This window comes from Halomonas sp. GXIMD04776 (assembly GCF_049808615.1).
Classification (GTDB): domain Bacteria; phylum Pseudomonadota; class Gammaproteobacteria; order Pseudomonadales; family Halomonadaceae; genus Modicisalibacter.
This window is the reverse complement of sequence record NZ_JBNCAN010000003.1, coordinates 64,560-80,070: the sequence shown is the minus strand read 5'-3', so window position 1 is coordinate 80,070 and position 15,511 is coordinate 64,560. Positions and strand designations below refer to the sequence as shown.

15 protein-coding genes and 1 riboswitch are annotated in these 15,511 nt (G+C 61.7%); of the genes, 5 read left to right on the top strand and 10 right to left on the bottom strand.

The annotated features are described in order from the left end of the window. Positions 1–62: 62 nt before the first annotated feature. On the top strand, positions 63–1,022 hold the full coding sequence (locus ACPF7Z_RS02725) for a GlxA family transcriptional regulator (RefSeq protein WP_425191625.1): 960 nt from the start codon (positions 63–65) through the stop codon (positions 1,020–1,022). 30 nt (positions 1,023–1,052) lie between these two features. Here ACPF7Z_RS02725 and ACPF7Z_RS02720 read toward each other — a convergent pair whose 3' ends face one another. The 4 genes from ACPF7Z_RS02720 to ACPF7Z_RS02705 form a co-directional block, all read right to left on the bottom strand. Further along, entirely contained in the window at positions 1,053–2,615 is a 1,563-nt protein-coding gene (locus ACPF7Z_RS02720; RefSeq protein ID WP_425191742.1) for a BCCT family transporter, read from the bottom strand. A gap of 216 nt (positions 2,616–2,831) precedes the next feature. Then, positions 2,832–3,296, bottom strand: a complete 465-nt coding sequence (locus ACPF7Z_RS02715; protein ID WP_425191624.1) for a thioesterase family protein — start codon at positions 3,294–3,296, stop codon at positions 2,832–2,834. Next, a complete protein-coding gene (locus tag ACPF7Z_RS02710; protein ID WP_425191623.1) occupies positions 3,296–4,252 on the bottom strand; it encodes an L-carnitine dehydrogenase in 957 nt (318 codons plus the stop codon). The genes ACPF7Z_RS02715 and ACPF7Z_RS02710 overlap by 1 nt, the downstream gene beginning before the upstream one ends. Then, complete coding sequence (locus tag ACPF7Z_RS02705) at positions 4,249–5,157, bottom strand: 3-keto-5-aminohexanoate cleavage protein (RefSeq protein ID WP_425191622.1); 909 nt, start codon at positions 5,155–5,157, stop codon at positions 4,249–4,251. Before ACPF7Z_RS02705 ends, ACPF7Z_RS02710 begins: the two co-directional genes overlap by 4 nt. 171 nt (positions 5,158–5,328) lie before the next feature. Between ACPF7Z_RS02705 and ACPF7Z_RS02700 the strand changes: the two genes are divergently transcribed. Then, on the top strand, positions 5,329–6,090 hold the full coding sequence (locus ACPF7Z_RS02700) for a sulfite exporter TauE/SafE family protein (RefSeq protein ID WP_425191621.1): 762 nt from the start codon (positions 5,329–5,331) through the stop codon (positions 6,088–6,090). Positions 6,091–6,214: 124 nt separating this feature from the next. Next, positions 6,215–7,930 carry a thiamine pyrophosphate-dependent enzyme gene (locus tag ACPF7Z_RS02695; protein ID WP_425191620.1) on the top strand — a complete coding sequence of 572 codons (1,716 nt, stop codon included), beginning with the start codon at positions 6,215–6,217 and terminating at the stop codon, positions 7,928–7,930. Positions 7,931–7,996: 66 nt separating this feature from the next. Here ACPF7Z_RS02695 and ACPF7Z_RS02690 read toward each other — a convergent pair whose 3' ends face one another. The 4 genes from ACPF7Z_RS02690 to ACPF7Z_RS02675 all read right to left on the bottom strand — a co-directional run bounded on the left by ACPF7Z_RS02690 (position 7,997) and on the right by ACPF7Z_RS02675 (position 12,839). Next, entirely contained in the window at positions 7,997–9,094 is a 1,098-nt protein-coding gene (locus ACPF7Z_RS02690; RefSeq protein WP_425191619.1) for a DUF1513 domain-containing protein, read from the bottom strand. Between the two features lie 3 nt (positions 9,095–9,097). Beyond that, positions 9,098–10,105, bottom strand: a complete 1,008-nt coding sequence (locus ACPF7Z_RS02685; RefSeq protein ID WP_425191618.1) for an imelysin family protein — start codon at positions 10,103–10,105, stop codon at positions 9,098–9,100. A 22-nt stretch (positions 10,106–10,127) separates the two neighbouring features. After that, a complete protein-coding gene (locus ACPF7Z_RS02680; protein ID WP_425191617.1) occupies positions 10,128–11,537 on the bottom strand; it encodes a di-heme oxidoredictase family protein in 1,410 nt (469 codons plus the stop codon). Between the two features lie 78 nt (positions 11,538–11,615). Further along, positions 11,616–12,839, bottom strand: a complete 1,224-nt coding sequence (locus ACPF7Z_RS02675; protein WP_425191741.1) for an imelysin family protein — start codon at positions 12,837–12,839, stop codon at positions 11,616–11,618. A 295-nt stretch (positions 12,840–13,134) separates the two neighbouring features. On the opposite strand from ACPF7Z_RS02675, the gene ACPF7Z_RS02670 reads away from it, so the two are divergent. Together ACPF7Z_RS02670 and ACPF7Z_RS02665 are read left to right on the top strand one after the other, a co-directional pair. Beyond that, complete coding sequence (locus tag ACPF7Z_RS02670; RefSeq protein ID WP_425191616.1) at positions 13,135–13,488, top strand: antitoxin Xre-like helix-turn-helix domain-containing protein; 354 nt, start codon at positions 13,135–13,137, stop codon at positions 13,486–13,488. 44 nt (positions 13,489–13,532) lie between these two features. Next, positions 13,533–13,913: a hypothetical protein gene (locus ACPF7Z_RS02665; protein ID WP_425191615.1), complete on the top strand. Its 381-nt coding sequence runs from the start codon at positions 13,533–13,535 to the stop codon at positions 13,911–13,913. Between the two features lie 56 nt (positions 13,914–13,969). On the opposite strand, the gene thiE is transcribed toward ACPF7Z_RS02665, so the two are convergent. Continuing rightward, positions 13,970–14,590: a thiamine phosphate synthase gene (thiE, locus tag ACPF7Z_RS02660; protein WP_425191614.1), complete on the bottom strand. Its 621-nt coding sequence runs from the start codon at positions 14,588–14,590 to the stop codon at positions 13,970–13,972. After that, a complete protein-coding gene (gene thiM / locus ACPF7Z_RS02655) occupies positions 14,580–15,380 on the bottom strand; it encodes a hydroxyethylthiazole kinase (RefSeq protein ID WP_425191613.1) in 801 nt (266 codons plus the stop codon). The genes thiE and thiM overlap by 11 nt, the downstream gene beginning before the upstream one ends. 29 nt (positions 15,381–15,409) lie before the next feature. Next, positions 15,410–15,504: riboswitch (TPP riboswitch) on the bottom strand. Positions 15,505–15,511: the final 7 nt, after the last annotated feature.

Sequence of the window (15,511 nt, the reverse complement as noted above, 5' to 3'; positions counted from 1 at the left end):
CACCGCTCAGGCGGTGCGCTCTCTTTCCCCCTTCTGCCCCACGCTCTTGCTAGACTCGTCCCATGCGACTCGACTACCAAGGGCCAAGCCCAGAGCTTATTGGCTTTCTGCTGCTGCCGCGCTTTTCGATGATGGCGTTCTTCTCGGCGGTGGAGCCGCTGCGTATCGCTAACCGTATCGCCGGTCGGCCGCTGTTTGACTGGTTGCTGATCAGCGAGGACGGCGAACCGGTGACCGCTTCCAGCGGCATGACGCTGCTCGCCGATCAATCCATCAATGAGATTCACCATCTGCCGTCGCTGGCGGTGTGCAGTGGGTTCCGTCCCGAGGCCACGATCAGCCGTGGGCTGCTGGCCTGGCTGCATCGTCTCGATCAGTCGGGCTGCAGTCTGGGTGGCCTGGACACCGGCTGCTTCCTGCTGGCGGCGGCGGGGCTGCTCAAGGGCGAGCGGGTAACGCTGCATTGGGAAAGTCTGCCGGCGTTCCGCGAACGCTTTCCCGGCATCAGCACTTCGGATGAGCTGTTCGAACTCGGTCAGCGACGCTTTTCCTGTGCCGGGGGTGCCGCCGCCATGGACATGGTGCTGGAGATCATTGCCCGTCGTCACGGCTCACGCCTGGCCATCGATGTTTCCGAGCAACTGATTCATGCTCGAATTCGGACCCGGAGCGATCAGCAGCGCATGTCCCTGGCCCAGCGCCTGGGCACTCACAAGCGCCCGATGGTCGAGGCAGTGGCGCTGATGGAGCGCCATCTGGAAACGCCCTTGAGTCTGGCCGAGATCGCCCGACGCAGCCATGTCTCGCCGCGTCAGTTGCAGCGGCTATTCGAGCAGGAGCTTCAGGATACCCCGCGGGACTATTACCTGAAGCTGCGTCTTGCTCGGGCCGAGCGCCTGCTCGGCGAAACCGATCTGGATATCTTTTCCATCGCCCTGGCCTGCGGCTTCAGCTCAAGCTCGAGTTTCTCCCGGGCCTTTCGCAGCCATTACGACCTATCGCCACGGCAGGTGCGGCAGTAGTCGTTGGGCGGTGCCCGGCGATCGAAGGCGCTAGCTTTTCGCCAACCTCGATCGGCGGGATTCCTGAAACAGCGACACCAGCACGCCGAGGGTCATGACCAGAATGACCACGCTCAGCGGTAGAGCGGCGGCGATCAGGGCGGTCTGCAGCGCCTCGAGCCCACCGGCCACCAGTAATACGGCGGCCACCAGGCCGATCACCACGCCCCAGAACACCCGAAAGCGCTGGGGTGGATCGTTGCTGCCCAGGGACAGGATGGTGGTCAGCACCAGGGTGCCGGAGTCCGAGGAGGTGACGAACCAGCTCATCAGCAGGAAGACCATCATCGCCGAGAGAGTCCAGCCGATGGCGCCGGTCCCGGCGATGCCGTCGGCGCTGGCGAACAGCGCGGCCGGCAGGTTCCAGGCGTTGACCAGCTCGATGATTCCTGCCGTGCCGGGGCCACCCGCGGCATGCAGCTCCTGGTAGAGCGCGGTGCCGCCGAAGATGATCAGCCACACGAAAATGATCAGGGTCGGTACCAGCAGCACGCCGAGTACGAATTCCCGCAGGGTGCGGCCCTTCGAGATACGCGCGATGAACAGCCCGACGAAGGGAGCCCAGGCGAGCCACCAGCCCCAGTAGAAGATGGTCCAGGCCTGTTGCCACTGCGCCGGGCCCGGTTCATCGGCATACCACAATCCCATGGGCACGAAGTTGATGGCATAGTCGATCATGGTCTCGCCGAAGGCAGTAATCAACCAGAGGGTCGGGCCGCCGATCAGGAAGGCGCCTACCACCAGCACCGAAACCCAGATGTTGAGTTCGGAGATGATCTTGATGCCTCGCTTGACTCCGGAGACGGCGGAGAGGATGGAAACCACCGAGATCAGCGCGATGAGTGTCAGTTGGGTATCGAGGCCGGCGCTGACGCCAATCAGGCGCTCGAGGCCCACCGCCATCTGGCTGACGCCGAGACCTAGGGAGGTGGCGACGCCGAACACGCAGCCCAGTACGCCGAGAATGTCGACCACATGGCCGATCGGGCCGTAGATGCGATCGCCGATAAAGGGATAGAGCGATGATCTCAACGCCAGCGGCAAGCCGCGTCGATAGGCGAAGTAGGCCAGTGCCATCCCGACGATGACGTAGACGGCCCAGCCGTGCAGGCCCCAGTGGAAGACCGCCACGCGCAGAGCATCCACGGCGCGCTCGTGGCCGATGGCCGTGGCGCCGGCCATGTCGGCGTGGGGGTTGTTGGGATAGCCGAAGGCGCCGCTGTCATCCAGGTAGAAGATCGGCTCGGCGACGCCGAAGAACAGGATGCCGATACCGATGCCTGCGGAGAACAGCATCGAGAACCAGGAGAAGTTGCTGAAATCGGGGCGGCTGTCGTCGGCGCCGAGACGCACACTGCCGTGTCGGCTCAGCACGATATAGAGACAGACGGCGATCAGCAGCATGATGGTAATCAGATAATAGCCGTCGAAAGTGGTTTCGATCCATCCTCGAGCCGTGCCGAAGACGCCACCGGAAAACTCCGGATCGATACCGGTGAAGAGTACGAAGGCAAGCACCAGCAGCGCGGAGGTGATGGTCATGCCCTTGTGCATATGACGAAAGAAGCCACGGTGCGTCAGAACGGCGTCGGGATAGGCATTTTGAGATTTAGAAGAGTCAGAGGAGGCTGTTTGTTGTGATGGCATGGTCGATTCCTTGGATGACGAGCGAGAGTCGGGCGTATCTATAGGAACGCTCCTTATACAGGCCGGACGATGAGCCGGCGGTCCCGGAGCCTCCCGGTACGAGCGAGCGTACCGGGTAGGCGTCTAGCGGTGGGCGGGGGGTAGGCCGATACGCCGACCGGCGAGTTTGGGCCAGGCGTCCTGCGCGATATGGGGCAGACGTTCGATATGTTCCGTCACCGGGGCCGGGAATGGCTCCGGGCGGCCGCTGTCGCTGCCCATACCCATCAGCATCTGCTCGCTGGTGGCCAGGCATTGACCCTCCTGATCCTGCATCTCCAGGAAGACGTGCAAGCGCTTGGCGTCCCGGTCGAGCAGGGATATCTCGACGGCAAGCGCCTGATCCTGATGCGCTTCCCGGCGATAGCAGAGATGAGTTTCCAGAGTGTAGATCGTGTAGGCATGCTCGGCGCGGCCTGCCTCGTCCAGCCCGATGTGATCCATCAGGGCTTCCAGGGCCAGGGAGAAGACCCTGGCATACTCGGCGTCGTTCATGTGGCCGTTGTAGTCCACCCATTCGGGAGCGACCCGGGTGTCGAGAATGCGCATCAGATACGCCCCTCGAGCCCTTCGGCTTCCGGCCAATACTTGTGTACCAGATCGAGCAGCTCCACCAGGAAGTCGTCCCGGCGCTTATCGAGCTGTGCGACGGGACGATCGGCGGCCTGGTGTTCGCAGCCTTTGACGACCTTGTCGATCAGCTCATCGGTGAGCTCCGGGGCTTCCAGCTTGGTCCAGGGCAGCTTCAACGCCGGGCCGAACTGCTCGAGCATGTGACGCATGCCCGCATCACCCCCGGCCAGGTGGAAGGTCAGGAAGGTGCCCATCAACGACCAGCGCAGGCCGCAACCATAGACCACCGCCGCATCGATCTCCTCGGTGGTCGCCACGCCGTCGTTGACCAGATGCAGCGCCTCGCGCCACAGGGCTTCCATCAAGCGGTCTGCGATATGGCCCTCGATCTCCTTGCGCACGATCAAGGGGCGCATGGCCATGTCCTGATACAGCCCTTGAGCGGTTTCCATCTGCTCAGGCGTAGTGGCCTCGCCCCCTACTAGTTCCACCAGGGGTAGCAGATAGACCGGATTGAAGGGGTGAGCGACGATTACACGCCCCGGGGCGTTGGTGCAGTCCTGCTGCAGATCCGTGGGCTTGAAACCGGAGGTAGACGAGCCGATGATCGTAGCGCTCGGGGCCGCTGCATCCAGTTTGGCCAGGATCTCGCGCTTGAGCTCGAGGCGTTCAGGCACGTTTTCCTGCACCAGATCCGCGCTCTCGACCGCCGCTTCCAGGCTATCGACAAAATTTAGCCGTTCCTGACTGGCGCCGTTTGCCAGGCCGAGTTTTTCCAGGGACGGCCAGGCACCCGCAACGGCGGCACGGGTGCGCGCTTCGGCGCCTTCCATGGGATCAAACGCCACCACATCGAAGCCCTGAGCCAGGGCCCGGGCGATCCAGCCATTGCCGATCACGCCGGTGCCGATGACGGATAGTTGCTTGCTCATGCCTGGCCTCCTGCGGTTTTACCAGTGTTGGGATCGCGCAGCTTCAAGTAGGTGCGGGTCTCGGCAGGGGTCATGACCTTTCCCCCCAGGTTCTCGATGATGCCGGCGGCCTTCTCGACCAGTTGGCCGTTAGTGGCCTTCACGCCTTTACTCAGATACAGATTGTCTTCCAGACCGACCCGCGCGTGGCCACCGAGCAGCATGGCCTGGGCCACCATGGGCATCTGCAGGCGACCGATGCCGAAAGCCGCCCAGTTGGCGTCTTGCGGCAGCTTGTTGCGCATGGTCAGCATGGTCTCGGTGTCCGCTTCCGCGCCCCAGGGAATGCCCAGGCACAGCTGAAACAGCGGATCACCGTCGAGCAGGCCTTCTTCCTGCAGCTGGCGGGCGAACCAGATATGCCCGAGATCGAAACATTCGAGTTCCGGCTTGACGCCGGCCTGTTGCACGAGGCGTGCATGCTCCCGCAGCCAATCCGAGGTATTGATGTAGACCATGTCGCCGAAGTTGAGGCTGCCGCAATCCAGGGTGCACAGCTCGGGCAGCAGCTCGCCTACCGGGGCATGACGCTCCGCCGGTGTCTGGATGTCGGTACCCGGGCCGCCACGAGTCGGATCGTCGGCATCCGGAATCCAGTCACCGCCGCCGCCAGCGGTGATGTTGATCACGATGTCCTCGTCAGCTTCACGGATACGCTCCACTACTTCGCGAAAATGCTCCGTGGAATGACTGATGCCGCCGGTTTCCGGGTCGCGCACATGCAGGTGGGCGACGCTGGCGCCAGCCTTGGCCGCCTCGATGGCGGCATTGGCGATCTGCTCGGGGGTCACGGGTACGTTGGGGTTCTTGTCGGCGGTATCGCCGGCGCCGGTCAAGGCACAGGTAAGGATCATGTTGCGGTTCATGTAGGCGTCTCCCTAAGTGAATTAACGCTAGTGTGGTGGAAAACCCGCCGACTCAATCGACGTCTTGCGACACGATGTTGACGTTTTACGTCAAGGATCCTGGTCGTATCGGTTCCGACTGCTCCAATCCGGTATAATCCGCGTCGAATTTCACTGAACAGGACGTCTTGCGTGCCGTTTCTCGATGCGCTTTCTCCACTTTCCAGCACCCTCGAGCTGGTACTGATTGCACTGTCGGCGCTGACCTCGGCTATTTCGGCAAGCGTCGGGATAGGCGGCGGCACCTTGCTGATCATCGTCATGGCGCAAGTGATGCCTGCCGTGGCGCTGATTCCAGTACACGGCATGGTGCAGTTCGGCTCCAATCTGGGCCGGGCGACCCTCACCTGGCGACATATCGATCATCGCTTGATTGCCGCTTTTTTGCCCGGTGTCGTGCTGGGTGCCTTGGTGGCTGCCTGGCTGCTGATCCGTCTGCCCAGCGGCGTACTGGAACTGTGTATTGCGCTGTTCGTGCTCTATTCCTGCTGGGGACCGAGCCTGCCCAAGCGTCATTTGAGCAATGGGGCGACCTTACTTGCCGGCGCAGTGACGACGCTTCTGTCCAGTTTGATCGGCGCCAGCGGCCCCTTGGTCGCGGCCTTCGTCAAGCACAGCCAGACCACCCCTTTTGCCCGAGTGGCGACCTTCGCCGCCTGCATGAGTCTGCAGCATCTGACCAAGGCCTTCGTGTTCGGCTTCGCCGGCTTCGTGTTTCGCGATTGGCTGGGACTGATGGTGGCGATGATCGCCGCTGGCTTGCTGGGTACCTGGCTTGGGCTGCGTTTGCTGAAAGGGCTGAGCGCCGAGCGCTTCGACAGCCTGTTCAAATGGATGCTGACGCTGCTGGCATTGCGCTTATTGTGGATGGGAGCCGTGCAGTTGATTCACTGATTTTGTCGTTCAGGATTGGAGATCGAACTCCAGCAGGCATAAAGTAGTTAAGGCTGGTCACATATTTATGTGGCAATGGTATCCATGTGCCCAGGCAAGGGCGTCAATGCGGAGGAAATCGCAGATGAGTCACAGCAACGTAGCCGATATCATCGTCGAAACGCTGGCGGAAGCGGGGGCTAAGCGCTGTTACGGTGTCGTCGGCGACACCATCAATCAATTCACCGATGCCATTCGGCGCAGCGACCTGGAATGGGTGCATGTGCGCCACGAAGAGGTTGGCGGATTTGCCGCCGGTGGCGAAGCCTACATGACCCGCGAACTCGCACTTTGTGCCGGAACGTGCGGCCCGGGCAGCCTGCATTTCGTCAATGGCTTGTTCGAAGCGCATCGCAGTGGTTCACCCGTGGTGTTCATCGCGTCCCAGGTGCCCACAGGCGATACCGGCATCGGTTTTCCGCAGGATGTCGATCCTCGGCCGATCTATGCGCAGTACAGTGTCTTTTGCGAGTCGATCATCAATCCCGATCAAGCGCGGCGCATGACTGCGCTGGCCGCTCAGGCGGCGCTGGCCAAGAACGGGGTGGCAGTACTGGTCGTGCACGGTGACATGTTCACCCAGACGCCGAGTCAGGATCTGCCGTTTCGTGCCCACCGCTTCGACCCCATCGTGCGGCCTAGTGCCGAGGAATTCGCTCCTGTCGTTCACCACCTCAACAAGGGTGGTAAGATCTCCATCTTCGCCGGGTTCGGCTGCGAACATGCCCGAGACGAGGTGCTGGCGCTGGCGGCCAAGCTCAATGCCCCGGTGGCCTGGACCTCCCGCGCCAAGGACTTCATCGAACCAGAAAACTCCTTCGAAGTCGGCATGACCGGGGTGTTCGGGCTGGCGGGGGGTTACCATGCCGTGGCGGATTGCGACACGCTTTTGCTGTTGGGCTGTAATTTCGCCTGGGGCCAGTTCTATCCCGAGAAGGCCACGATCATTCAAGTCGACATCGACCCACAGCAGATTGGCAAGCGCCATCCGGTGGATATCGGCCTGGTGGGCAGCGTACGCGACACCTGTGCGGCCCTGGCGTCGATGATCGATGAGCAAACCGATACCCGATGGCTGGAGAGCTGCCGCAAGCAGTACCGCAAGGCCCTGGAACATGACGCCCATGAGTCCAAGGACGACACGCTGATCCATCCCCAGGAACTGACTCTGGCGCTCAACGAACTGGCCGCCACAGACGCCTGCTTCACCGCGGATGGCGGTAGCCCCATGGTATGGATGCTGCGCCATATTTATGCCAACGGCCAACGCCGTACGCTTGCCAGCCTGGTTCACGGCACCATGGCCAATGCCTATCCCCAGGCGATCGGCGTTCAAAAGGCATTTCCCGATCGGCAGGTCATCGCCATGTGCGGTGACGGTGGCATGACCATGCTGCTGGGCGATCTGCTCACACTCAAGCAGGAGAAAATTCCCCTCAAGATCGTTGTCTACAACAACAGCTCGCTTGGTTTCGTCGAGTTGGAGCAAAAGGTGGAGGGACTACTCGACAGCTACACCGAGCTCGAAAATCCCGAGTTCGACAAACTTGCTCAGGCCATGGGTATCTGGGGGCGTCGCGTGGAGAAAAACCATGAACTCAACGCCGCCATCACCGATTGGCTCGCCCAGGACGGCCCGGCGCTACTCGACGTCAAGGTCAACCGGATGGAACTGGTCATGCCGCCCAAGGTGGAAGCCGGTCAAGCCGCTTCCACGGCGCTGTACTCCACCAAGGCCGTGCTGGATGGGCGCATGGAAGACGTTGTCGACCTGGTGAAGAGCAACTTCTTGAAGCGCTGACAAGCGAACAACCTGAATTCACTCTTGGCCGGGCGCCGCATCGCGGCGCCCGGCTTTTTGTCGCTCTTATGCCAGGGTCAGGTGATTGTCCCAGTGCACGGGCATCATCGTGAGACGTTCCGGTGTCGAGGATAGGGGAGAGAGACGATAGAGCCCACCGCGGCCCGAGGAGACGAGGAAGTCGCTTTCGCCCTCGGCGACCACACCGGCGGCGTCCTCCAAGGCAAGTTCGCGTAGTAGTTTGCCGCTGTGGGTTTCCAGGATCAGTACTCGAGCGCCCCTGGGTGCGGTGATCGCGGCGTGACGGCCATTGCCGGAGATGGCGACGCTGGCGGTGTATTGGCGTAACGATGTCGTCAGTGATTCAGGCAGGACAAGCTCACGAAACTCATCCGTCTGGCCATCCAGCCGGGCAATCAATGACGGTGTTTCCCATTCCGGCCCCTGGAACTGATAACCTGCGATCACCGTCCCGTCCGGGCCGACATCCAGATGGCGACAGCTCAGCTGATGGTGAGAAGGCTCATGACGCTGACGGATCTTGCCGCTATGACGATCCATCAGCACCAGAGCAGGCGCCATGCTCTCCAGATTGAGTTTGGCGCGACCATAATCCGGGTGGGTTTCGATGCCGCCAAGGGCCACGATCAGCGTATCGCCATCCGGATGCAGGCGCAGCTCGTGGGGGCCGATGCCTTCAAGAGAGAGTTCCTTCACGAGAGCATAGTCACGCTCCGCATCGAAGACTTGCAGGATGCCCTCGGCACTTTCGAACCGATTGGCGGTGGCGTAGAGATAGCGCCCATCCGGGCTGAATACGCCATGACCGTAGAAGTGGCGGCCTTTCCCCGCTTCGATGGACAGGCGCTGAGTGCCGGCATCGATATCCAGCACATGAAGCTGCCGGCCCGGACGTCGGGCGAACATCACCACTTCGCGCCTGCCCGGGCGTCGTGTGCCGCCGTGGCAGCGCTCCGGCACGTCAGTCATGAAAGCCAATTCGCCCTGCATAGTGACGCCGGCCAGACAGTGCTTGCCCTCGGCATCGTCCACCGCGCTGAACAGCAGCGGCTCATTCTCCGCCCAGGCCCAAGGCGCGGGGGCCAGCCCCGCCCAGGCGCTCAGGGCTAGACTGTTCTTGAGAAAACGGCGACGGTTCAGCATGGTTCAGTCTCCGTCGCTCGAATTGAAACCCTGAGTAATGTTGAGCGCCGGGGCGATCTTGTACTCCATCAGCTGACGCAACTGTTCGACCTGAACGTACAAGCGCTGCAGTCCCTTGTAGGCCTGCTCGTCCTTTAACGCCGGGGCGAGCCCAGAAGGCAGTGCCTCTGCCAGAGCGCGGGTCTCGGAGAGAGTCTCTTCCAGTTCCTGGCCCAGCTCCGCCTCGTCTTCCTGTTGCAGCAGTGCCTGGGCCCCCGGCACGAAGCTATTCTCCAGACCCGCCAATGAGGCCGCGATCAGGGTGACGGATTCGCCGCTGCGCCAGGCATCCGCCAGATAGCCATTGCGGGATTTGCCGCGCAGACCCATGGGAGCCGCCAGGCGTTTGTCATCCAGAATCTGCAGGCCGTGCAGGGCGCTTTCCACGGTGGTTTCCGTGTAGCCTTCGGTACTCAGGTAATGCTCCTCAAAAGCCTGCCAGTCCTGATTCAGCGCCTGGGTCGTGGTGGCCAGATGTTGGCCGATGGCGCCGGCCAGGGCACAGCCTTGTGGTGATTCTAGCGGTATCTTATCTCCGTTCTCGGACTCGAACAGCAGATACTCCAGTGCCGGGAAGCCTTTGAGGGCAACGCTGTCCGCGGCGATCTGCTCCGGCGTGGGCGAGTTGGGGGACTTGAGCCAGGCATCGACCTTCTTGGCGATGAGGTTCTTGCGATCCGGCCAGAACTGCAGCTGCCAGGCGCGGCTTTGCTGCTCGATGGGGCCGAAATCCACATAGCGCACCCGTTGCCAGGCCTTGTACGCCGTAAGCCAGGCATCGCGTACTGCATCGGGATTCTGACAGCCGTCTTGCAGGGTGTCCGCAAGCGCAGTGCTGTCATCCTGGAGCGTCTGATACTGCCCGCCGATAGCGCTGTACCAGCGCTCCTTGGGTTCGGCCTCATCGGCCCAGGCCGACAATGACAGCAGGGAAGTGGCAAACAGGGCGAAAAGAGGGCGTCGCAAGGTCATGCCGTGTGTTCCTCATGCGCTATTAAAGTGATTCGAGAAAGCGCAGCAGCGCTTGGCGGTCATCGGATTTCAGGCTGCGATAACCCTGCTTGGCGCTCTCGGCTTCGCCGCCATGCCACAGGATAGCTTCTTCCAGGGTGCGGGCACGCCCATCGTGCAGAAATCCGGCGCGCGGATTGACGGTATGCGCCAAGCCGATTCCCCAAAGCGGCGGGGTGCGCCATTCACGACCGCTGGCCTTGAATTCGGGGCGGCCATCCGCCAGTTCCTCGCCCATGTCGTGCAGCAGCATGTCCGTGTAAGGCCAGATGGTCTGGTCGCTCAGTTCCGGACGACCCTCGACTTCGGCAGTTTGGTGGCGCGGGGTATGGCAGCCGGCGCAGCCCAGGTCGTTGAATTTCCGGGCGCCGGTTTGTACCACCGGATCGTCCATGTTGCGCCGCGCCGGTACCGCCAGGCTGCTGGCATAGAAGGTGATGAAATTGGCGATCTTGTCGCTGACTTCCGGCTCGCCGCCATGGGGTATCTCGTCACAGCGCTGTTTGGGATCGCAATCCGTGGTCAGGTTGAGGCTCGATGTCAGGCCCATATCGCCGGCAAAGGCACCCAGGCTTTGTTGCTTGATACTGACTTCGCCGGCCTTCCAGCCGAAACGGCCGATCTGGAGGGTATCGGTGGCGCGGTTCCAGGCCACGTTGGCCCGCCCGGAGATGCCATCGCCATTGGCATCCTCCGGGTCCGCGTTGGTCAGAAGATCCTCTTCGCTGATTGCTTCAAGCAGCCCCAGGCCGATCATCGGCGGTGCCACCCGGGGCGAGGTCAGCAAATCATCGGGCAGGGGGCCGTAGTTCGGGTTCTCGATGCGATATTCGGGCTCCCGCAGGCTCACCGCCGTGCCGTCTCCCAGGCTCACGTTGCGCTCGATGTAGTCCACCATCATGTTTGCTTCCGGCTTGATGCCGGGCAGGGCTGCGTTCTGTAACTGTGTGCCATAGACGGGCGCGGGCTTCACGCCCTGGCGTTCGAGGAGTTCGGCGTCCTTTTCGGGATCGGCGGGCACGGATAGACGCAAAAACAACGAGACCGGCGTTTCCCCCGGTGCCGGTGGGTGGCCGCGACCATCTTTGATATGACAGCCCTGGCAGGAGTTGGTGTTGAACAGAGGGCCCAGGCCGTCTCGCGCCTCGGTACTGGCCGGAGCTTCGACCCAGGGATTGCGGAAGAAACTGTTGCCCACGCTGAAATCGAGGCGCTTGGTCATCGACTGATTGCTCAGGGGCAGAGAGTAAGCGTTGTGATCGAACTGCTCCACCGTGCCGTCACCCGCGCTCTTGGGGGTGTCCTGCAGCGGATATTCATCGGCGGTAGCACCGGTGGGCAGTCCAAACAGGCAGATACTTGCCCAGAGGATCAGATGATGCGATGCGGTCATGAAAAAGACCTCGTTGAAGCGTCAGCGGCGAAGCCCCGAGATAGGGCTCCGCCGTAGTGGCCTATTTGTACTGATAACTCAGAAATCGTGGCCGGCGGTGTCCGGTTCCAGTGATGCGATACCCAGCGTATTGGCGGCCTGCTCGATGGAGCCGGTCTGTTCGACCAGCGCCAGGATGGCGCGATTGATCAATTCGCTGCCTTGGGTATTGCCTGGGGCGATCATCATGTCGAATTTCATCGGTGACTCTTCGGCCTCGGCGGTCTGCTTCAGGGTATCGAGGGCCGCCATGGAGTCCTTGAGCTGTTGGCGCAAGGTGTCGTCGAGTTCGCTGTCTTGCTTGGCGACCAGATCGGACAGCGAAGGACCGTTCAGCTCACTGCCGTCCACCCGCTCGTAGTTGCCGGTATAGACGTTGCGAATGCCCTTGCCGTTGTAATAGTGAGCATTGTGAGTGTTATCGCTGAAACAGGAGTGCTCGTCTTCAAAAGAGTTGGCTTCCAACGCGACCTTCATGCGTTCGCCGGCCAATTCCCCCAGCGATAGCGAACCCATACCGAACAGCATGCGTTGCAAGCCTTCTTGCGGCTCAAGCGCCAGTAGCTCCGAGCGATAGTTATCCTTCTGTTCCGGTGCCCATTGCGCCGTCATCCACTCCAGGTCGTTGACCAGCAGGTCCGTCGCCGCATCCAGATAGGCGGCGCGGCGCTCGCAGTTGCCGCCGGTACAGGCATCACCGGTCTGATAATCGCTGGCCGGGCGGTCGCCATTGCCGGCCTCGAAGCCATGCAGATCCTGGCCCCACAGCAAGAATTCGATGGCGTGATAGCCGGTGGCGACATTGGCCTCGGAGCCACCGATCTCATTGAGGTCGGCCAGTAATTGCGGGGTCAAGTCGCTGACATCGACCGTCTCGCCGCCCACATTGATCTCGTCGCTGGCGATAATGTTAGCCGTGGCGCCCTGATTGCCCAGTTCGTGCTGATAATCATCGCCTTCCACGTAGTCGATCATGCCCTCGTCGAGAGGCCAAGCGTTGACCTGGCCTTCCCAGTCATCCACCACCGCATTGCCGAAGCGAAAGACTTCGCTTTGCTGATAAGGAACGCGAGAAGCCCGCCAGGCCTCTTTGGCGGCTTGCAGGGTGTCAGGGTTGGGGTTCTCGATGAAGGCGTCGGTGGCATCATCGAGTTTCTGTGCCGTGGTCAGGGCATCCTGAAAGGTGGCGTGGGCCAGATCGGCATAGTGTTCGACCACCGCCTCAGGCGTGACGTGTTCTTGTGCCTGAGCAAATGAGGCCATGCCGGCTGTCGCAAGGGCAGCGACCAGCGATATGCGATGAAAGCGGTGGTTCATGACAGCTTCCTGAAGTCGAGAAGTGTGAGAAGAAAGAAAATCATTATTGGATGAGAAATGTTCTTCTTCGCGATTATAGGCATTCAGTTGCTTGTTGCAATGCCTTTCCTCGCCTCGGCGCTTGTCCAGTTGGCTATGGGCTGTCGCCCTTACGTAAACAGAGCCTATCGTGACAAGAAGCAGCCATTTGAGCGATGATTCTATTATATCGTCATTTGAATTCAGGGTAGGGGCCATAGCCATGTCTCTGAACCATCTCACCACCGACAAGCGCCGTGACATGGGTGCTGCCGCAATGCGGACCTTCCCCAATATCGTTCGTGATTGGGGGCTGCAAGAAAAAGAGGCCGCCGTACTACTTGGTGTGTCCGACTCTACCTATCGACGCCGGCGCAAGGCACCGGACAGCGCACGCCTGGACGTGAATCACCTCGAGCGAATGTCTCTTCTTCTGGGAATCTACAAGGCGCTGCAAATTCTGCTGCCAAGCTCCGAGGCAGCCGATACCTGGTTGCGCCGGCCCAACCAGAACCCACTGTTCTCCGGTCAGGCCCCGCTCGACCGATTGCGTCAGGGCCTGGTCGCGGATCTCTAGGTGGTTCGCCAATACCTGGATGCTGCAAGGGGCGGCGGTTTCGCGTGAGCTTTCCGGCAAACGATGTGCGCTGGCACCCCAGCTACCGCATCACCGCTTTCCGGTTTCCACCGATCGACCTGTTCGAGCGCGTCGCTGAACCCGGCGATTGGGACTTGCTTCAGGAACTCGAAGGCGAAACCTCGCCGAGACGGCGTGAGCAGGCCGGGGCCATACACCTTGTGCGTAAAGAGGATCGCCGCTACGGTCCGGGCTGGACGCCGGTCATGGCCGCGTTCTGCCATTTTCCCCGAGAAGGCAGCCGGTTTTCGGATGGTACCTTTGGCGTCTACTACTGCGCCCGCCCATACTCTCCACTGCTCGCCAGGGGAGGCATCTTGGGTATGACTGGGATGGGCAGCGCATCCGGCACGTGTTGGAACTGACCCTGGTAGATTAGTGCCCGGGCCGCTTCAGTCACCGGTTAACGACAGTCTCAAATTCATGCAGGCGTTTTGACGAAGCGCTGCGCCGCTGCCTGGGGGTCCGGTGCGGCGCAGATCGCCGAGATCACCGCCACCCCCTGGGAGCCGGCGTCGCGAACGGGCACGACATGCTGCGCTTGCAAGCCGCCGATGGCCACACTGGGCAGGGGGCTTGCCGAGGCCAATGCCGCCAGCCCCTCGAAGCCCAGCGGCGCCTCGTGATCGCTCTTGGTAGAGGTGGCAAATACCGGTCCCAGGCCGACATAGTCGAGTAGCGACGTATCTGCTGCTGCAAGTTGTTCCGAAGTGTTGATGGAAAGCCCCAGAATGGCATCCGGGCCGAGCGCCTTGCGCGCCGCAACGGCATCGCCATCGGTCTGGCCGATGTGCAGGCCATCCGCGTCGGCGGCCAGGGCCACTTCCAGCCGGTCGTTGATGATCAAGGGTATACCGCTGCCGGCAAGCGCGCTTTTCAGGGTCTTGGCCTGCTCGATCAGTTCCGCATCCGTTGCGTACTTGTCGCGTAGCTGCACCATGGTCACCCCGCCTCGCACGGCGGCGATGACGGTCTCGACAAGGCCTCGTTCGGCGCACATCTTGGGATCAGTGATCAGATACAGGGATAAATCAAAGGTCATCGTCCATCTCCAGGCGCAGGCGGGCATTGAGCTGAGTGTCATTCAGGTTGTATAGGGCGTCGAGGAAGGCGACGGCGAAGCTGCCCGGGCCGTTGGCGCTATCGCCGGCGATCTCACCGGCGACTGCGAAACAGGCCATGGCGGCCAAAGTGGCTTCGAAAACATCCTCGGCACCGGCGATAAAGGCGGCGACCACGCCGGTCTGGGAGCATCCTAGGACAGTAATACGCGGCATCAGTGGATGGCCGTTGGCAACTCGGGCCTTTCGCTTGCCGTCGGTGACGAAATCCACCGGGCCGCTGACCGCCACCACGCCGCCGGTGCGTCTGGCGAGTTCCAGTGCGGCCTGTTCCGCAGCCTCGACCGGATCGGTACTGTCCACACCGCGCCCGCCGCTGCTTTCGGATGCCAAGGCGATGATCTCCGAGGCGTTGCCTCGAATCACGCTAGGGTTCAGTTCGACGAGGCGTGTGCCAACCTGGCGACGAAACGCCGTGGCGCCTACCGCCACCGGATCGAACACCCAGGGCGAGCCCGCCTGATTGGCAGCCTTGGCGGCAAGTTCCATGGACTCGACCCACTCGGCCGATAGAGTACCGATGTTCACGCTAAGGGCATCGGCGAGTGCCGCGAATTCTTCCACTTCTTCCTTGGCATGCACCATGGCCGGCGATGCGCCGATGGCCAATAGCACATTGGCCATCACGTTCATCGCGACATGATTGGTGATGTTCTGCACCAGCGGCGCATTCTGGCGCATACGAGCGAGATGGGAAGGGCAATCGAACATTCGTCTGCCTCCGGGCGGAGGCGAGTCAGGGAAGGTCCTGCACGACTTCCTCCGCCAGTATTGACTGGTTCAGGTTCCGAGGGTGCTTCTCAGCCGGCTATGACCGGCGCCCCTGTCGTGCTCGTACCTAA

Coding starts and splice junctions, on each gene's coding strand:
- thiM (WP_425191613.1), bottom strand. CDS start 15,380: ATGTTCGATTGCCCTTCCCATCTCGCTCGTATGCGCCAGAATGCGCCG.
- ACPF7Z_RS02680 (WP_425191617.1), bottom strand. CDS start 11,537: ATGACCGCATCGCATCATCTGATCCTCTGGGCAAGTATCTGCCTGTTT.
- ACPF7Z_RS02705 (WP_425191622.1), bottom strand. CDS start 5,157: ATGAACCGCAACATGATCCTTACCTGTGCCTTGACCGGCGCCGGCGAT.
- ACPF7Z_RS02725 (WP_425191625.1), top strand. CDS start 63: ATGCGACTCGACTACCAAGGGCCAAGCCCAGAGCTTATTGGCTTTCTG.
- ACPF7Z_RS02670 (WP_425191616.1), top strand. CDS start 13,135: ATGTCTCTGAACCATCTCACCACCGACAAGCGCCGTGACATGGGTGCT.
- ACPF7Z_RS02715 (WP_425191624.1), bottom strand. CDS start 3,296: ATGCGCATTCTCGACACCCGGGTCGCTCCCGAATGGGTGGACTACAAC.
- thiE (WP_425191614.1), bottom strand. CDS start 14,590: ATGACCTTTGATTTATCCCTGTATCTGATCACTGATCCCAAGATGTGC.
- ACPF7Z_RS02695 (WP_425191620.1), top strand. CDS start 6,215: ATGAGTCACAGCAACGTAGCCGATATCATCGTCGAAACGCTGGCGGAA.
- ACPF7Z_RS02720 (WP_425191742.1), bottom strand. CDS start 2,615: ATGCACAAGGGCATGACCATCACCTCCGCGCTGCTGGTGCTTGCCTTC.
- ACPF7Z_RS02690 (WP_425191619.1), bottom strand. CDS start 9,094: ATGCTGAACCGTCGCCGTTTTCTCAAGAACAGTCTAGCCCTGAGCGCC.
- ACPF7Z_RS02685 (WP_425191618.1), bottom strand. CDS start 10,105: ATGACCTTGCGACGCCCTCTTTTCGCCCTGTTTGCCACTTCCCTGCTG.
- ACPF7Z_RS02710 (WP_425191623.1), bottom strand. CDS start 4,252: ATGAGCAAGCAACTATCCGTCATCGGCACCGGCGTGATCGGCAATGGC.
- ACPF7Z_RS02675 (WP_425191741.1), bottom strand. CDS start 12,839: ATGGCCTCATTTGCTCAGGCACAAGAACACGTCACGCCTGAGGCGGTG.